The sequence below is a fragment of the Erythrobacter sp. HL-111 genome (genome assembly GCF_900105095.1).
GTDB lineage: Bacteria > Pseudomonadota > Alphaproteobacteria > Sphingomonadales > Sphingomonadaceae > Erythrobacter.
The window spans coordinates 2,477,932-2,493,857 of record NZ_LT629743.1 but is presented as its reverse complement, the minus strand read 5'-3'; the positions used below and the strand labels follow the sequence as shown (position 1 = coordinate 2,493,857).

General features: G+C 68.6%; 15 protein-coding genes. 10 read left to right on the top strand and 5 right to left on the bottom strand.

Features of this window, described 5'->3' with window-relative positions; translation table 11 throughout:
* Positions 1-44: 44 nt before the first annotated feature.
* On the bottom strand, positions 45-1,766 hold the full coding sequence (locus BLU08_RS11825; protein WP_090199700.1) for a class I adenylate-forming enzyme family protein: 1,722 nt from the start codon (positions 1,764-1,766) through the stop codon (positions 45-47).
* A gap of 209 nt (positions 1,767-1,975) precedes the next feature.
* Here BLU08_RS11825 and lgt point away from each other — a divergent pair, with 209 nt between their 5' ends.
* Genes lgt through BLU08_RS11810 form a run of 3 tightly spaced genes read left to right on the top strand, consistent with a single transcriptional unit; the run spans position 1,976 to position 5,137 of the window.
* A complete protein-coding gene (gene lgt / locus BLU08_RS11820; protein WP_172801033.1) occupies positions 1,976-2,884 on the top strand; it encodes a prolipoprotein diacylglyceryl transferase in 909 nt (302 codons plus the stop codon).
* Positions 2,776-4,662 (top strand): class I SAM-dependent methyltransferase, encoded by a 1,887-nt coding sequence (locus BLU08_RS15655; protein ID WP_369816788.1) that lies wholly within the window; start codon positions 2,776-2,778, stop codon positions 4,660-4,662. The genes lgt and BLU08_RS15655 overlap by 109 nt, the downstream gene beginning before the upstream one ends.
* A gap of 28 nt (positions 4,663-4,690) precedes the next feature.
* A complete protein-coding gene (locus BLU08_RS11810; RefSeq protein ID WP_090199696.1) occupies positions 4,691-5,137 on the top strand; it encodes a DUF2147 domain-containing protein in 447 nt (148 codons plus the stop codon).
* On the opposite strand, the gene BLU08_RS11805 is transcribed toward BLU08_RS11810, so the two are convergent.
* Genes BLU08_RS11805 through BLU08_RS11790 form a run of 4 tightly spaced genes read right to left on the bottom strand, consistent with a single transcriptional unit; the run spans position 5,134 to position 9,497 of the window.
* Positions 5,134-6,672 (bottom strand): ABC transporter permease/substrate-binding protein, encoded by a 1,539-nt coding sequence (locus BLU08_RS11805; RefSeq protein ID WP_233995963.1) that lies wholly within the window; start codon positions 6,670-6,672, stop codon positions 5,134-5,136. The two genes, BLU08_RS11810 and BLU08_RS11805, sit on opposite strands and share 4 nt — an antisense overlap.
* Positions 6,672-7,463, bottom strand: coding sequence for an ATP-binding cassette domain-containing protein (locus BLU08_RS11800; RefSeq protein WP_233995962.1), 792 nt, complete (start codon positions 7,461-7,463; stop codon positions 6,672-6,674). The genes BLU08_RS11805 and BLU08_RS11800 overlap by 1 nt, the downstream gene beginning before the upstream one ends.
* Before the next feature lie 10 nt (positions 7,464-7,473).
* Positions 7,474-8,010, bottom strand: a complete 537-nt coding sequence (locus tag BLU08_RS11795; RefSeq protein ID WP_090199694.1) for a hypothetical protein — start codon at positions 8,008-8,010, stop codon at positions 7,474-7,476.
* A 50-nt stretch (positions 8,011-8,060) separates the two neighbouring features.
* A complete protein-coding gene (locus tag BLU08_RS11790) occupies positions 8,061-9,497 on the bottom strand; it encodes a sensor histidine kinase (protein WP_304456029.1) in 1,437 nt (478 codons plus the stop codon).
* 278 nt (positions 9,498-9,775) lie between these two features.
* Between BLU08_RS11790 and BLU08_RS11785 the strand changes: the two genes are divergently transcribed.
* From BLU08_RS11785 to BLU08_RS11755, 7 genes are all read left to right on the top strand, one after another.
* A complete protein-coding gene (locus BLU08_RS11785; RefSeq protein WP_090199690.1) occupies positions 9,776-10,942 on the top strand; it encodes an isovaleryl-CoA dehydrogenase in 1,167 nt (388 codons plus the stop codon).
* Positions 10,939-11,226 (top strand): hypothetical protein, encoded by a 288-nt coding sequence (locus BLU08_RS11780; RefSeq protein ID WP_090199688.1) that lies wholly within the window; start codon positions 10,939-10,941, stop codon positions 11,224-11,226. Before BLU08_RS11785 ends, BLU08_RS11780 begins: the two co-directional genes overlap by 4 nt.
* Positions 11,227-11,275: 49 nt before the next feature.
* A complete protein-coding gene (locus BLU08_RS11775; protein ID WP_090199686.1) occupies positions 11,276-12,007 on the top strand; it encodes a DUF4336 domain-containing protein in 732 nt (243 codons plus the stop codon).
* Positions 12,008-12,010: 3 nt separating this feature from the next.
* Positions 12,011-13,618, top strand: coding sequence for a carboxyl transferase domain-containing protein (locus BLU08_RS11770; RefSeq protein ID WP_090199684.1), 1,608 nt, complete (start codon positions 12,011-12,013; stop codon positions 13,616-13,618).
* A 91-nt stretch (positions 13,619-13,709) separates the two neighbouring features.
* On the top strand, positions 13,710-14,357 hold the full coding sequence (locus BLU08_RS11765) for a lysophospholipid acyltransferase family protein (protein ID WP_233995961.1): 648 nt from the start codon (positions 13,710-13,712) through the stop codon (positions 14,355-14,357).
* Positions 14,350-15,168, top strand: coding sequence for a DUF1295 domain-containing protein (locus tag BLU08_RS11760; protein WP_090199682.1), 819 nt, complete (start codon positions 14,350-14,352; stop codon positions 15,166-15,168). Before BLU08_RS11765 ends, BLU08_RS11760 begins: the two co-directional genes overlap by 8 nt.
* A 108-nt stretch (positions 15,169-15,276) precedes the next feature.
* Entirely contained in the window at positions 15,277-15,915 is a 639-nt protein-coding gene (locus tag BLU08_RS11755) for a hypothetical protein (RefSeq protein ID WP_090199680.1), read from the top strand.
* Positions 15,916-15,926 lie beyond the last annotated feature (11 nt).

Genomic DNA, 15,926 nt, shown 5'->3' with positions numbered 1-15,926 from the left:
CCCGGCTGCGTCGGGTTGGGATCGGGTCGGGCCACGCCCCCGATCTAGGCAGCGACCCGCTGGGTTGCAAACATCGCGCGGACGGTGCGCTTGTCGATTTTCTGCGTGCCGAGCCGCGGGAGGCTCTCGGTCGCGATCCAGATGTGCTCCTCGAGCGGGACCTTGAACGGCGCGATTCGGCCGAGCAGGAATTCGCGCAGGGCCGCCGGGCTCAGCGGCTCGCGCCCTTCCTTGACGTTGAAGACCGCCGCCGGGACTTCGCCGAAACGCTCGTCGGGGATGCCGAAGACCGAACATTCGGCGATGTCGTCATGGGCGTAGATCGCGTCCTCGACCTCGATGCAGGCGATGTTCTCGCCGCCGCGGATGATGATGTCCTTCTTGCGGTCGACGATGAAGACATAGCCGTCCTCGTCGAGATAGCCGAGATCGCCGGTGCGGAAGAACAGGTCGTCGGTGAAGGCGGCCTTCGTCGCTTCCTCGTTCTTCCAGTAGCCCCGGAAATTGGCGGTGGAGCGGATGCAGATCTCGCCCACCTCGCCCTGCGGCAGTTCCTCGCCCGCATCGTCGAGGATCCGCAGGTCCACCATCGGCACGCTCGGGCGGCCGGTCGAACCGGGCTTGGCGAGGTAGTTCTCGTTGAAATTGCCGCAGCCCACGCCGTTGGTCTCGGTCAGGCCGTAGCCGAGCAGCGGGAAACCTTCGGGGAAGGCCTCCTTGATCCGGGTGACGTGTTCGACCGGACGCGGCGCGCCGCCCGCGGCGAAGCTCTTGCACGCCGACAGGTCGTAGTTCGCGCGGTCGGGGTGGTTGGCGATCTCGTAGCTCATCAGCGGCACGCCGACGAAATAGGTCACCTTTTCCTCCGCCATGAGGCGCAGTGCCTCGCCCGCATCCCATTTCGGCATGAGCACGAGCTTGCGCGCGATGGCGTAGGACTGGAGGAAGAGCGGCACTTCGCCGGTGACATGGAACAGCGGCACGGCGACGAGCGCGCAGGGCTGGTCGGTCAGTTCCTGGCCCTGGCCTTCGAGCAGGATCTTGGCCATCGCCGACTGGCTGACATAGCTCATCGTGCCGTGGACGACGCCGCGATGGTCGGACCAGGCGCCCTTCGACTGGCCGGTCGAGCCCGAGGTGTAGAGGATCGTCGCAAGATCGTCCGGGCCGAGCTGGCCGAGCATCGCCATCGCCACCGGGGTCTCGCCTTCGGCCGGGGCCTTCCAGACCTTGCCCAGCCCTTCGGACGGCGCGTTGCCGTGGTCGAACAGGACGATCCGCGCCGGATGGTCCGTCCCTTCGAGCCGAGCAGCGCGCGGCTCGTCGGCGAGGACCAGGGTGCATTCGGCGAGGCGGATGCCGTAGGCGAGCTCATCGCCCGACCAGAAGCCGTTGAGCAGCGTCGCGCAGCCGCCCGCCATGATCGTGCCCATGTAGGCGATGATCCAGTTGGCCGAATTGCGCGCGGCGATGCCGACCCGGTCGCCGTTTGCAATGCCGTGATCGCGCACCAGGCTTTCCGCGACGCAGGTCGCCGCCGCCCAGCTCTGGCCGAAGGTCAGCCGCACGTCGCCGTCGACGAGGAAGGGCACGTCCTTGTGTTCGTTGCAGAAATGGGCGAAATAATGCGCCAGGCTCGGCGGGGCGCCGGCGAAGGCGGGCATGGTGATCCCGTCGCGTTCGAACGGCACGGTGGCGAAGGGCTGACCGTCCTTGGTCAGTTCGCCGATGATTGCCTCGAGCGCATTGTCCAGCTGTGTGGGCATGTGCGAAAACCTCTCCTCTCGATCCCAAATTCGCGTCGGCTGCCGTGGGGGGGGGGGGGGCGACTGCCGGCTCATTCCGTAAGACGGCCCGCGTCCGCTCTCCCGAAACGGCCCGGACGGCCCCTTCCCTGCGAACACGCGCTGTGCCAAAGAGCCGCGCAAGGCGCCGGGCGCCGACACGGCATAACATCTTTTAAGAGGTTCCCCTGGTGCTGTCGACACTTGCTTCAAGCGGCGCTGCCGATCCGATCTACTGGTCGGATCTCGGGCTCTTTCCCGGCATCCCGATCGGCCCTTTCACCTTGCGCTTCTATTCGCTCGCCTACCTGATCGGGGTGATCTTCGCCTACTGGCACACCTCGAAGATGATCCGCCAGCCCGGCGCGCCGATGGCGCAGCGCCATGTCGACGACCTGTTCTTCTACTGCACGCTGGGCGTCATCATCGGCGGACGGCTCGGCTATGCGGCGTTCTACACCGGCGGCGACACCGGCATCCCCTCGGCCTTCACCGATTTCTCGGGCGACGGCTTCGTCAGCTGGAAACTGCTCCGCCTGTGGGACGGGGGCATGGCCTTCCACGGCGGGCTGGTCGGGGTGATGGTCGCGATGGCCTTCGTGGCGTGGCGCGGCGGGCTCGATTTCCTGCGCGTGAGCGACTATGTCGCGGTCAGCGTGCCGATGGGGCTCTTGCTGGGAAGGCTCGCCAATTTCGTCAACGGCGAACTCTGGGGCCGGCCGAGCGACGTGCCCTGGGCGATGGTTTTTCCCGGCGCCGGCGAAATCCCGCGCCATCCCAGCCAGCTCTACCAGGCCGGGCTCGAAGGGCTGGTCCTGCTGCTGGTGCTGATGGCGCTGTTCTGGAAGACCCGCGCGCGCTATCGTCCCGGCCTGCTCGTCGGCGTGTTCACACTGGGCATCGGGGCGGCCCGTTTCATTAACGAATTCTTCCGCGAACCCGACCCACAACTTGCTGAATTCGCGGCTAGAACCGGACTTTCGATGGGGCAATGGCTGACCATACCGCTGATCGTGATTGGATTGATTGTCACGCTTTACGCCGTGACGCGGAAGCCGGTCGGGACCGGCGCGGCGAAGGACGCCAAGCGCACGGCCTGAACGACAACGAATGGCGCCCGCGCGCGCTGCTGCTGATCGAACCGGACGGCAGCGAATCGCTCGTCGGCGGGGAGCCGCGCGAGGATCGCCGCGCGGCCGCTGAGGAGGCGCGGCGCGAGGCGGAGGAAGCCGCGCGCCTGAAGGCCGCAGCCGAGGCCGAGGCGAAGCGCAGGGCGCAGGACGAGGCCCGCCGGCAGGCCGAGGAGAAGGCTCGCACCGAGGCCGAGGCGAAGGCCCGCGAGGAAGCCGAAAGGCGCGCCCGGGAAGAAGCGGCGGCGAAGGCGAAGGCCGAGGCCGAGGAAAAGGCTCGCCGCGAGGCCGAGGAACGCGCGCGCCGCGAGGCCGAAGAGAGGGCGCGCCGCGAGGCCGAGGACAAGGCGCGGCGCGAGGCCGAAGAGAAGGCCCGCCGCGAAGCGGAGGAAAAGGCACGCCGCGAAGCGGAGGAGAAGGCACGGCGCGAAGCGGAGGAGAAGGCCCGCAGGGAGGCCGAGGCGCGGGCGAAGGCCGAAGCGGAAAGGAAGGCGCGCGAGGAAGCGAAGCGGCGCGCCCGCAAGCAGGCCGAGGAAAAGGCACGCCGCGAAGCCGAGGAGAAGGCCCGCGCCGAAGCCGAAGCAAGGCGCCTTGCCGAGGAGAAGGCTCGCCGCGAAGCGGAGGAAAAAGCCCGCAGGGAAGCGCAGGCCAGAGCCCGCGCCGAGGCCGAGGAAAAGGCCCGCCTGCTCGCCGACCGGAAAGCCGCGCGCGAACTCGGCAAGACCTTCCGCCGGCTCATCCGCGAAACCGGCCCGATCAGCCTCGCGCAGTACATGGGCGAAAGCAACGCGCGCTATTATGCCAGCCGCGACCCGCTGGGCGAGGAGGCGGATTTCATCACCGCGCCCGAAGTCAGCCAGATGTTCGGCGAACTCGTCGGCCTGTGGCTCGCCGATCTCTGGGTCAAGATGGGGACCCGGCGGCAACCTCTTTATGTCGAGCTCGGCCCGGGGCGCGGCACGCTGGCGAGCGATGCGCTGCGTGCCGCCGGGCGCTACGGGCTCGAACCGGCGGTCCATTTCGTCGAAGGTTCGCGCGCCCTGCGGAAGATCCAGCGCGAAGCCTTCCCCGACTGCCACCATCACGACGATCTTTCGACCCTGCCCGACGATTGCCCGCTGCTGTTCGTGGCCAACGAGTTCTTCGACGCGCTGCCGATCCACCAGCTCGTCCGTTCGGCGCAGGGCTGGCACGAACGCATGGTCGGGCTCGACGGAGACGAGCTCGTCTTCGTCGCCGGGGACAAGCCGATGGACGCGGCCGTCCCGCCGAGCTGGACCACCGCCGCGCAGGGCACGATGATCGAGACGAGCCCCGCCGCGGTCGCGCTGATGGGGGAGATCGCGACCCGGCTGAAGGACCAGGGCGGCGCGGCGCTCGTCATCGATTACGGCGCGGAGGAACTGCGCGCGGGATCGACCCTGCAGGCGATCCGCGCGCACGAGAAGGTCGACGTGTTGGCACATCCGGGCGAGGCGGACCTCACCGCCCATGTCGATTTCGAACTGCTGCAACTGGTCGCGGGCAAGCACGGGGCCGAGGTGATGGGCCTCCAGACCCAGGGCGAATGGCTCCGCCAGCTCGGCATCGACACGCGGCTGGAGGCGCTGCAGCGCAGGAACCCGGACCAGGCCGAGGTGCTGGCGCGCCAGCACGCGCGGCTGACCGGGGACGACCAGATGGGGCTGCTGTTCAAGGTGCTCGGCATTTGCGGCCGGCGCTGGCCGCTGGGCGCGGGTTTCGACTGACGCACCGGATGCGTGCTATGGCGTGCCCATGCCCCTTCGCGCCCCCGTCCCCGCCCTGCTTCCCGCCCTGCTCCCCTTCCTGCTCCCCTTCCTGCTCCTCGCCGCCCCGGCGAACGCCGCCGATCCCATCGCCGGGCGCTGGGTGACCGAGGAGCGCGATGCGGTGATCGACGTGGGCGCTTGCGGCAGGTCGACCTGCGGGCGGATCGCGCGCTTCCTCGTGCCGCCGCCCGACGGGGCGGACCAGCGCGACGTCAACAACCCCGACCCCGAACTGCGCCGCCGCAGGCTCCTCGGCCTCCCCGTGCTCTCCGGCTTTTCGGAGGAGGAGGACCTCTGGCGCGGGCGGATCTACGATCCCAAGAGCGGCAGGAGCTATCGCTCGGTCATCCGCCGCAAGGGGCGCGACCGGCTGGAGGTCAAGGGCTGCATCGCCTTCCTCTGCCAAACGCAGGTCTGGACCCGCGCCCGCTAAGGCCCGATCTCGCCTGCCAGCCAGCGGGCGGCCTGGGCGGGGCTCGCCTTGTCCTCGTCCTTGCGGTCGACCATGAAGTTCGCCCGGCGCATCGCCTCGACGTCGATCGCGCCGACCAGCGGTTCGAGCGCGGCCTTCAGCCGCTCGTCCCCGGCGACGCGCGGGCTCAGCATCAGCATCGCGTCGTAGGACGGCAGCGCCTCCTTCGGGTCCCCGATCACGACGAGGTCATAGGCCGCGATGCGCCCGTCGGAGGTGTAGGCGCTGATCACGTCGGCCTCGCCCGAAACCAGCGCGTTGTACATGAAGGTGGGCGAGAAATTGCGCGTCTCGGCAAAGCGCATTCCGTAGGCTTCGCGCACCGCGATCCATTCGGGCCGCTCGAAGAATTCCGGATCGCCGCCGACGGTCAGGCGCGGGGCGGCCCGCGCCAGGTCGGCGAGGGTTTCGACGCCCAGCGCCTCCGCCCGGTCGCGCCGCATGGCGAAGGCGTAGGCGTTCTCGAACCCGAGCCGGCCGAGCACCAGCACGCCGTTCGTTTCCATGTCCCATTGCCTGATCCGTTCGAACATTTCGTCGCGCGGGACGCTGCCGGTGCGCTTCATCTCGTTGGTCCAGATCGTGCCGGTGTAGTCGATCGAGATGTCCACGTCCGAACTCGCCACCGCACTGTGGACCACGGCCGAGCCGAGCCCGTCGCGATATTCGACACCGTAGCCCGCCTGTTCGAGCCGCGATCCGACCAGCTGGGCGAGGATGTACTGCTCGGAAAACTGCTTGGCGGCGATCACGACGGTGTCCTCGTCCTCGCCCGCGTTCTGCCATGCGAGCGCGGCGAACACGCCCAGCGCGACCGCGACGAGCCCTGCCCCCCACATCCAGCGACGGCGCTTCGCAAGGCCCGTCTCGATCAGCCCGAGCAGGCTGTCCGCGACCAGCGCCAGCCCCGCGCTCGCGACGCAGCCGGCGAGCACCAGCGCCCAGTTCTGGGTCTGGAGCCCGGCGAAGATCGGGTCGCCGAGGCTCGGCTGGCCGATCGTGGTCGAGAGCGTGGCCGCGCCGATGGTCCACACGCTCGCGGTGCGGATGCCGGCCATGACGAACGGCGCGGACAGCGGTGCCTCGACCAGGGCAAGCTTCTGCCACGGCGTCATGCCGACGCCGTCCGCCGCCTCGAGCACGCCGGGATCGAGATTGGCCTGCGCGGTGACGGCGTTCCTGAGGATCGGCAGCAGGGCGTAGAGCGCGAGCGCGAGCAGGGCGGGGAGGAAGCCGAGGGTCGGCAGGTCCTCGCCCAGCACCGCGCGCAGCGACAGCAGGATCGGGAAGAACAGCGCGAGCAGGGCGAGCGCCGGGATCGTCTGGACGAGGCTCGCGAAGCCGAGCGCGATGCGCGCGACCGGGCGCGACCGGCTGGCCCAGACCGCGAGCGGGAGCGCGACCGCCATGCCGAGCAGGATCGCGCTCGCGGCGAGCACGACATGGGCGGCGAGCTTGTCGCCGAGGCCGAGCAGGATGCCCGCGAAACCCTCCACTACCCCCGCTCCATCCGGGCGAGCTTTTCCGCCTGGTCGCGCGGCACCGCGACGAGGCCCTGCGCGACCGCGCCCCCTTCCCCGGCGAGCAGGGCCTGCGGCGTTTCGTCGGCGACCACGCGCCCTTCGTCCATCACCAGCACGCGGTCCGACAGCAGCAGGGCCTCGGCCATGTCATGCGTGACCATGACGGTGGTGAGGCCCAGCCGGTCGTGCAGGGCCCGCACCGTCTCGCCCAGCGCATCGCGCGTGATCGGGTCCAGTGCGCCGAAAGGTTCGTCCATCAGCAGCAGTTCGGGATCGCCGGCGAGCGCGCGGGCCACCCCGACGCGCTGGCGCTGGCCGCCCGACAGCTCGTCGGGCATCCGCTGCGCCATCCCGGGATCGAGTTCGACGAGGCCGAGGAGGTCCGCGATGCGGTCTTCGGGCAGGGTCTCGCCGGCAAGGCGCGGGCCGATCGCGATGTTCTCGCCCACCCGCATGTGCGGGAACAGGCCGATCCCCTGGAAGACATAGCCGATCCGCCGGCGCAGGGCGGCGGGCCTCGCCCCGGCGACATCCTCGCCCGCGAACAGGACCCGGCCCGCGGTGGGTTCGACCAGCGTGTTGACCATCTTGAGCAGGGTCGACTTGCCCGAGCCCGAGGCACCGACCAGCGCGACGAAGCTGCCCGCGGCGACCTCGAGGCTGACGCCGCCGACCGCGACGATCTCGCCCGCATCGCCATAGCGCCGCTCGACACGCTCGAAGGTCAGCAGCGCGCCGCCGCGCCGGGATGGCATATCGTCCATGCGGATGGGCCTAGCCTGCGGTCTCTTCGTCGGGCGCGTCGCCGTTCCCGCCGTTCCCGCCGTCCTCGTCGTCCGCGCCCGTCTCGCCGGCCTGCGGCGGGCGATAACTCACCCGGCGCAGTTCGATCGCCCGCCCGTCGGGGTCGAGCGCGGGCATCGTCCCGTCCTCTGCGAGCCCCTGCGTTTCCCAACAGGCCCCCTGCCGGTCGCGCTTCGCGGGCGAGAAGCACAGCAGCCCGTCCTCGCGCCGCCGCCAGGTGCCGGACTGCAGGAATTCGCCGTTGCGGTAGTCGCGATAGGTCCCGTCGCCGTCGAACTGGGTGGTGTAGACCGCCCCGTCCCGGCCGATCACCAGCCAGGCGGTTTCCGCCATGGCGATGCGCTCGACCGGCCGCCTTTCGCGGCGGGTTTCCTCCCCGGTTTCCTCGCTCCGCTCACGGTCGCCCCCGCCGCCCCGCGCCGTCTCGGCCGGGGAGATCACCTCCGCTCCTTCGCAGGCGACGAGGAGGAGCGGGGCGACAAGCAGGAGGGGGCTGGACCGGGTCACGACCGGGCAAGCCTAGAACCGAAGCGCGGCCGCGCCAAGTGCGCGCGGGCCTAGCGCAGGATCCGCTCGAGCGGGACGGCAATCCGCACGGCGAGCCCTTCGGGCCGCCATTCCTGCTCGATCGTCCCGCCGAGCTGGCGTTCGATCGCCCTCTTCATCAGCCGCGAGCCGAACCCCTCGTCCGCGGGCGGGCGGGTTTCCGGGCCGCCGCGTTCGGTCCATTCGATGACGACCCGGCCCGCTTCCTCGGCAAGGTGGATCGCCACCTGCCCCCCTTCGCTGCCGAGCGCGCCGTATTTCGCCGAATTTGTCGCCAGTTCGTGAAAGGCGAGCGCGAGCGGGGTCGCCGCCCGCCGGCCGGGCTCGATCGTTTCGCCCGAGATCACCACCGCATCGGCGCCGGGCGCGCCATAGGGCGCCATCAGCACGCGCAGGAGATCGGCCAGGTCGCTCGAGCGATGCTCGCCCAGTTGCAGCGCGTAGTCGTGCGCCCGCGACAGCGCCCTGACATGGGCGGTCAGCACCTCGGCGAATTCGCGGTGCGTCGCCGCGCCCCGCGCGTGAAGCGAGATCAGCCCGACGATGACCGAGAAGATGTTCTTGATTCGGTGCGCGAGTTCGCCCGCGAGCAGTTCGCGTTCCTCCGATATGCGATGCGCGTCGTCGATGTCGGTGATCGTCCCGAACCAGCGCGCGGTCGCGGGATCGCTCGAGGAGGGGACCGCGCGGCTCAGCACCCAGCGATAGCTCCCGTCGGCGACGCGCAGCCGCCATTCGTCCTCGAACAGGGTCGCGCTCGTCATCGCCTCGGAGAGCTTGGCGAGGCTGGTCTCGTAATCCTCGGGGTGGATCACCGCGCGCCAGTCCTCGACCGTGCGCGGAGCGGGTTGGCCCGTGACTTCGGCATAGCGCGCGTTGAAGTAATCGAACTGTACCCCGGGCGAGGCGGACCAGGCGATGTCGGGGACCGAATCGAGCATGAATTGCAGCCTGTCGGCGCTCGCCCGGATGGTGGCGACGCTCTCGCGCGCCTGGCGATGGGTCTCGATCCGGCGCTTGACCGCTTCGGCCAGCACGGTGAGCCCTTCGCGCTGCAGGTCGGTGAGGCCGCCCGGCCGGGCCGCGCGGTCGGTGACGCAGAGCGCGCCGAGCGGGGCGCCCTCGGCCGAGATCAGCGGCGCCCCGGCGTAGAACCGGATCTGCCGCTTGCCCGCGACCGCCTCGAACCCGGCGAAGCGATCATCCGCGCTCGCATCGGGGACTTCGAAGATCGCCCCGCCGGTCATCGCGTGGGCGCAGATGCTGGTCGAACGCGGCGTCGCGTCGACGTCCCAGCCCGTGCGGGCGACGAAATACTGCCGCTCGGCCTCGACGATGCTCACCGCCGCCTGTTCCGTCCCGCACAGGTGCGCCGCGAAGCGGGCGAGCCGCGCGAGTTCGGGATCGCCGTCGATCGCGTCGAGTTCGAAACTGGCGAGGACGCACAAGCGTCTGTCTTCGCTGCAATAATCGCTGGCGGGCGGGGTGCCGGCGGGCCAAGGAAAGGGCTCAGGATGGGTCAGACGTCTATCCTTCGCGCCGGTTCACCTGGACCGAGCATACAACAAGCCCGCCCGCCGTCAAAACACCGGCGCCGCATCCGGCGAAAGCGGGCGCGCGCCGCCTCGCCTCGGCGCGGTTTGCCTTTGCCCACCGCGTTGCTATGCGCCGTGGGAGAGCGAATGGGCAGCGTAAGCGCCCATCGAGAGAGACCCCGAGGATTTCCATGCGAGCCACCCCCGATTTCGACTTCCAGCTCGGCGACAATGCCGAGATGATCCGCGACACCACCGCCCGCTTTGCCGACGAACGGATCGCCCCGCTTGCCGAGCGGACCGACCGCGAGGACCGTTTCCCGCGCGAATTGTGGGAGCCGATGGGCGAGCTCGGCCTGCACGGCATCACGGTGGAAGAGGAATGGGGCGGATTGGGGCTCGGCTATCTCGAACACGTCATCGCCGTCGAAGAGGTGAGCCGGGCGAGCGCCAGCGTGGGGCTTTCCTACGGCGCGCATTCGAACCTCTGCCTCAACCAGATCCGCCGCTGGGGCGATGACGAGCAGAAGGCGAAATATCTTCCGAAACTCATCAGCGGCGAACACGTCGGCAGCCTCGCCATGTCCGAAGCGGGCGCGGGGTCGGACGTGGTCTCGATGAAGCTGAAGGCGGAGGCGGTTCAGGGGGGCTATGTCCTCAACGGGACCAAGTTCTGGATCACCAACGCGCCCGAGGCCGACACGCTGGTGGTCTATGCCAAGACCGACAGCGAGGCGGGCAGCCGCGGCATCACCGCCTTCCTGATCGAGAAGGGCGACGAGGGCTTTTCGATCGGCCAGAAGATCGACAAGGTCGGCATGAAAGGTTCGCCCACCGCCGAACTGGTGTTCGAGGACTGCCACGTGCCCGAGGATCGCGTGATGGGCCCGGTCAATGGCGGGGTCGGCGTGCTGATGAGCGGGCTCGACTACGAGCGGGTCGTGCTCGCCGGATTGCAGCTCGGCATCATGCAGGCCTGCCTCGATACGGTCATTCCCTACCTTCGCGAGCGCAAGCAGTTCGGGAAACCCATCGGGAGCTTCCAGATCATGCAGGCCAAGGTCGCCGACATGTATGTCGCGCTGCAATCGGCGCGGGCCTACACCTATGCCGTGGCGAAGGCCTGCGACAAGGGCCGCACCACCCGCTTCGATGCGGCGGGGGCGATCCTGCTCGCCTCCGAAAACGCCTTCCGCGTGGCGGCGGAAAGCGTCCAGGCGCTGGGCGGGGCGGGCTACACCACCGACTGGCCGGTGGAGCGGTATATGCGCGACGCGAAGCTGCTCGACATCGGCGCGGGCACGAACGAGATCCGCCGGATGCTGATCGGGCGCGAGCTGATCGGGGCGGCACATTGAGCGAAACCCTCCTTGCCGTCCTGCAATATTACGGGTCCGGCGCGGGGCTCGTCGCCGCCTTCATCGTCTCGCTCAATCTCGGCACGCGGCCGACCGGCTGGGGCTTCGTGATCTTCGTCACCTCCTCGATCGCGCTGATCGCGTGGGGGTTCATGAACGACGAGGGGCAGGGGATCGGCTTGCAGAACATCGGGCTCCTCGCGATCAACCTCGTCGGGGTCTATCGCTATCTTATCGCGGGGCGCGGTGATGGCGGTGCGGAAACGGAGGGAGATGCGGCGTGAAGGTCCTGCTGACGGGGTCCCCGGGCCGGCTCGGCGGAATCGAGGCGGCATGAGCGTGCTCGTCCCCTACGCGCCGCTCGACACGCTCAAGCCGGTGGCGGACGACATCTGGATCGCGGACGGCGGCGAAGTGCGGATGCCGTTCGGCCCGCTCGCGGTTCCCTTCACGACGCGCATGACCATCGTCCGGCTCTCGCAGGGCCGCCTCTGGCTCCATTCGCCGATCGCCTGGCACGACGGGCTCGCCGCCGGGATCGCCCGGCTCGGCGCAGTCGCGTTCATCGTCGCGCCGAACGACCTCCATCACCTGTTCGTGAAGCCCTGGCACGAGGCCTTTCCGCAGGCCCGCGTCTTCATGGCGCAGGGCCTTGCGAAAAAGGGTGTCGCGGGAAGCGTGCTCGGCGACGCGGCTCCCGACGGCTGGGCGGGCGAGATCGACCAGCGCGTCGCACGCGGAGCGGTGATCGACGAAGCGGTCTTCTTCCACCGCGCCTCGCGCACGCTGATCCTGACGGACCTGATCGAGAATTTCGAGCCCCGCCGGGTGAGGTCGCGTTTCTGGCGCACCCTGTCGCGTCTTGCCGGCAACCGCGATCCCGACGGCAAGGCTCCGCTCGACCTGCGACTGAGTTTCGCCGGTCGCCGCCGCGACCTGCGCGCGGTCGCGCGGCAGATGATCGCCTGGCAACCCGAACGCGTGATTCTGGCGCATGGTCGCTGGTATGATCGGGACGGCACGCAGGAATTGCGCCGCGCCTTCCGCTGGATTCTTCAGGATTAGAACATGACCGCACCTGTCCTCACCTCGAAACTCGACCGCGAGGATCCGCCGGCGAAGGCCCGCTTCGCGCACAACAAGGCGCTCGCCGAGGAATTGCGCGCCAAGGTCGCCGAGGCCGCCCTGGGCGGGCCGGAGCGTTCGCGCGAACGCCATGTCGCGCGCGGCAAGCTGCTGCCGCGGGAGCGCGTCGAGCGGCTGCTCGATCCCGGCTCGCCCTTCCTCGAGATCGGGCAGCTCGCCGCGAACGGAATGTACGAAGGCGACGTCAACGCCGCCTCGATCATCTGCGGGATCGGGCGTGTGTCGGGCCGGCAGTGCATGATCGTGTGCAACGACGCGACCGTGAAGGGCGGCACCTATTACCCGATGACGGTCAAGAAGCACCTGCGCGCGCAGGAGATCGCGCAGGAGAACCGCCTGCCATGCATCTACCTCGTCGACAGTGGCGGGGCGAACCTGCCGCATCAGGCCGAGGTGTTTCCGGACCGCGACCATTTCGGGCGGATCTTCTTCAACCAGGCCAACATGTCGGCACTCGGCATCCCCCAGATCGCCTGCGTCATGGGCTCCTGCACGGCGGGCGGCGCCTATGTCCCCGCCATGTCCGACGAGACGGTGATCGTCCGCAACCAGGGCACGATCTTCCTCGCCGGCCCGCCGCTGGTGAAGGCCGCGACGGGCGAGGAGATCAGCGCCGAGGATTTGGGCGGCGGCGACCTCCACGCGAAGAGATCGGGCGTGGTCGATCACCTCGCCGAGAACGACGAGCACGCGCTCACCATCGTGCGCGATATCGTTTCGCATCTCGGCGCGAACACCGGCGCGGCGGCGGATGTGGAGCTGAAGGACCCGCGCCCGCCGAAGTTCGACGCCGAAGACCTCTACGCCCTCATCCCCGAGGATGTGCGCGCGCCCTATGACGTGCACGAAGTGATCGCGCGGCTGGTCGATGCATCCGAGTTCCACGAGTTCAAGCAGCACTACGGCTCCACCCTCGTCTGCGGCTTTGCCCATATCTGGGGGATGCCTGTCGCGATCCTCGCCAACAACGGCGTGCTGTTCTCCGAAAGCGCGCAGAAGGGCGCGCATTTCATCGAGCTCGCCTGCCAGCGCCGCATTCCGCTCCTGTTCCTGCAGAACATCTCCGGCTTCATGGTCGGCGGGAAATACGAGGCGGAAGGCATCGCCAAGCACGGCGCGAAGCTCGTCACCGCGGTCGCCACCGCGACCGTGCCCAAGGTCACGGTGGTGATCGGCGGCAGTTTCGGCGCGGGCAATTACGGGATGTGCGGGCGCGCCTATTCCCCGCGCTTCCTGTTCACCTGGCCCAATGCGCGCATCTCGGTGATGGGCGGGGAGCAGGCGGCATCCGTCCTCGCCACCGTCCACCGCGACGCCGACAAGTGGGACGAACGCGAGGCCGAGGCATTCAAGGCCCCGATCCGCCGAAAATACGAGGACGAGGGCAATCCCTACTACGCCACCGCGCGGCTGTGGGACGACGGGGTGGTGGACCCGGTGCAGACCCGCGACGTGCTCGGCCTCGCCCTTTCCGCCTGCCTCGAAGCGCCGATTCCCGAACGGCCCCGCTTCGGCGTGTTCCGGATGTAACCGGCGGTACGCTGCCGGGTCTGAAACCCTGCCGCTTTCCCTTGCGTAACTTACAAAGGTTAGGCCAAAAGGGCGGCTCTGGGAGGGACACTTGCTGCATCAACCGGTCGAGGCGGCGCATGTGCCGCGCAAGCCCACGCTGCTTTCGCGCGTCGTGCGGCGGATCATCCTGTGGGTCTATGCCTGGAAGGGCTGGAGGATCGAAGGCTCGCTGCCCAGGCACCTCAGGAAATACGTCATCGCGGGGGCACCGCACACGTCGAACTGGGATTTCGTCTTCTTCGCCGGCGCGACGCACCGGGAAAACATCCGCCCCAACTTCATGGGCAAGCACACCCTGTTCACGGGGGCGATGCGGAACTTCATGCTCGACATGGGCGGCATCCCGGTCGACCGCACGAAGAAGGCCAACGCGACCCAGCAGGTGGCCGAGGAATTCGCCCGCCGCGACGAACTCGCGCTGGTCATCGCCTGCGAGGGCACGCGCAAAAGCGACGGGCGCTGGAAATCGGGCTTCTACCATATCGCCCAGGCCGCCGGCGTGCCGATCGTGCCCGCCTATGCCGACAACGAGCGCATGATCATCGGCTTCGGCGAACCGCTGGTGCCGAGCGGGAATTACGGCGAGGACCTGCTCAAGCTCGCCGAGTGGTTCCGCTCGAAACTGCCCGATTACGAGCGGTTCAAGGTCATGGAGGCGCAGGCCCGGGCGATCATCGAGGGCCGCAACGATGTTTGAGGCGCTGCTGGTCAATGCGGGCGTGCTGCTGGCGCTGGTGCTGGGGCAATGGGCGATCTCGGTGCGGATCGGCGATGTCAGCTTCGTGGATGCCTTCTGGGGCGCGGGGATGGGCGTGCTCGCGGTGCTGAGTTGGTGGCAACTGGCCGAGCCCGGCCCGCTTGCGACGCTGCTGATGGTGATGACCGCGGCGTGGGGCTTCCGCCTCGGCGGATACCTCTTCCTGCGCTGGCGGCGCGAGGGCGAGGACAAGCGCTACCGGCAGATCCTCAGGAAGGACCGCGAGAAGGGCAATTTCGCCCTCGCCGCGCTGGTCAAGGTGTGGCTCATGCAGGCCGTGCTGCTGTTCATGGTGTCGAGCCCGGCGCAGGTCGGCATCCTCGCCGCCGGATCGTCCGCCTCGCCGACCTGGCTCACCTGGCTCGGGGTCGCGCTCTACGGCGTCGGCATATTCTTCGAATGGGTCGGCGACTGGCAGCTCGCCCGGTTCAAGGCGGATCCGGCGAACAAGGGACATGTGCTCGACAGCGGGTTGTGGCGTTACACCCGCCATCCCAACTATTTCGGCGATTTCGCAGCGTGGTGGGGCATCTGGCTCGTCTGTGCCAGCGTCGGCTGGGGGTTCGCCGCGGCAACGGTCATCGGCCCGCTTTTCCTTTCGTTCACTCTCACGAAATGGTCGGGCGTGACCCTGCTCGAAAAGGGCATGGACCGTTCGAAGGGGGACAAGTACGCCGATTACAAGCGCCGCACCTCGGCCTTCCTTCCGCTCCCGCCCAAGGCCCCCCGCGAAGACCGCACCGCGGGCTGAGGCGCGCCTCGCGGGATTGCTGCGTCGCACAAATTTTGCGCGCCTGCCTTTAAGCTGCCGCCTCATGGCCCTATGTCCGAACGGGCTCCACCAAGGCGCGAGGCGACCATGGCACTCACACCGCAGCACCGCGAGGCGGAACGGCACAGGATCGCGCGCATGGTGCTCGACCTCGTCAAGCAGCGCGGAACCGAGATTCCCTACCACACCGCCGTCGCCGAAAGCGGGCTTACCCGTGCCCGTTTCGAGCAGTTGTTCGTGGATTACGACGACCTTTTCGATGCCATCGCGCAGATCTGGCTGCGCCGCCACATCGAGGTGATGGAGGAAGTGCTCGACGCCGACCTGCCGCCGCCGCGCAAGATGTACGAATTCTTCCGCCGCCGCTTCACCATCTCGCGCGAGCGGTTTCGCGAGGACCCGGAATATTTCACCATCGTGTGCGAAATGGGCGCCGCCAACTTCGAGAGGGTGCGCTCCTATGTCGACCTTGCCGACCATTATCTTTGCGAACTGATCGTGCAGGCGCAGGCGGACGGCTATTTCGCAGGGCTTTCGATCGACGAGGCGCTGTCGCTGATCAGCCAGATGGTCTCGCCCTACACCATGCCCGAATCGCTGATCTATCTCGGCGACAAGCTGACCGAGGAAAAGCTCGCGCGGATCGTCGACACGATGTTCATCGGCCTTTCGGCCGAGACCGGCGGGGGCGCGCGCGGGGTCAACACGCTCCGGGTCGCTTCCTGAGCCGGTTTCCC

What these genes read in the sequence shown, in the direction of transcription:
- BLU08_RS11825 (WP_090199700.1), bottom strand. Translation starts at nt 1,766, where the DNA reads ATGCCCACACAGCTGGACAATGCGCTCGAGGCAATCATCGGCGAACTG.
- BLU08_RS15655 (WP_369816788.1), top strand. Translation starts at nt 2,776, where the DNA reads ATGGCTGACCATACCGCTGATCGTGATTGGATTGATTGTCACGCTTTA.
- BLU08_RS11810 (WP_090199696.1), top strand. Translation starts at nt 4,691, where the DNA reads ATGCCCCTTCGCGCCCCCGTCCCCGCCCTGCTTCCCGCCCTGCTCCCC.
- BLU08_RS11800 (WP_233995962.1), bottom strand. Translation starts at nt 7,463, where the DNA reads ATGGACGATATGCCATCCCGGCGCGGCGGCGCGCTGCTGACCTTCGAG.
- BLU08_RS11785 (WP_090199690.1), top strand. Translation starts at nt 9,776, where the DNA reads ATGCGAGCCACCCCCGATTTCGACTTCCAGCTCGGCGACAATGCCGAG.
- BLU08_RS11775 (WP_090199686.1), top strand. Translation starts at nt 11,276, where the DNA reads ATGAGCGTGCTCGTCCCCTACGCGCCGCTCGACACGCTCAAGCCGGTG.
- BLU08_RS11770 (WP_090199684.1), top strand. Translation starts at nt 12,011, where the DNA reads ATGACCGCACCTGTCCTCACCTCGAAACTCGACCGCGAGGATCCGCCG.
- BLU08_RS11760 (WP_090199682.1), top strand. Translation starts at nt 14,350, where the DNA reads ATGTTTGAGGCGCTGCTGGTCAATGCGGGCGTGCTGCTGGCGCTGGTG.
- BLU08_RS11755 (WP_090199680.1), top strand. Translation starts at nt 15,277, where the DNA reads ATGGCACTCACACCGCAGCACCGCGAGGCGGAACGGCACAGGATCGCG.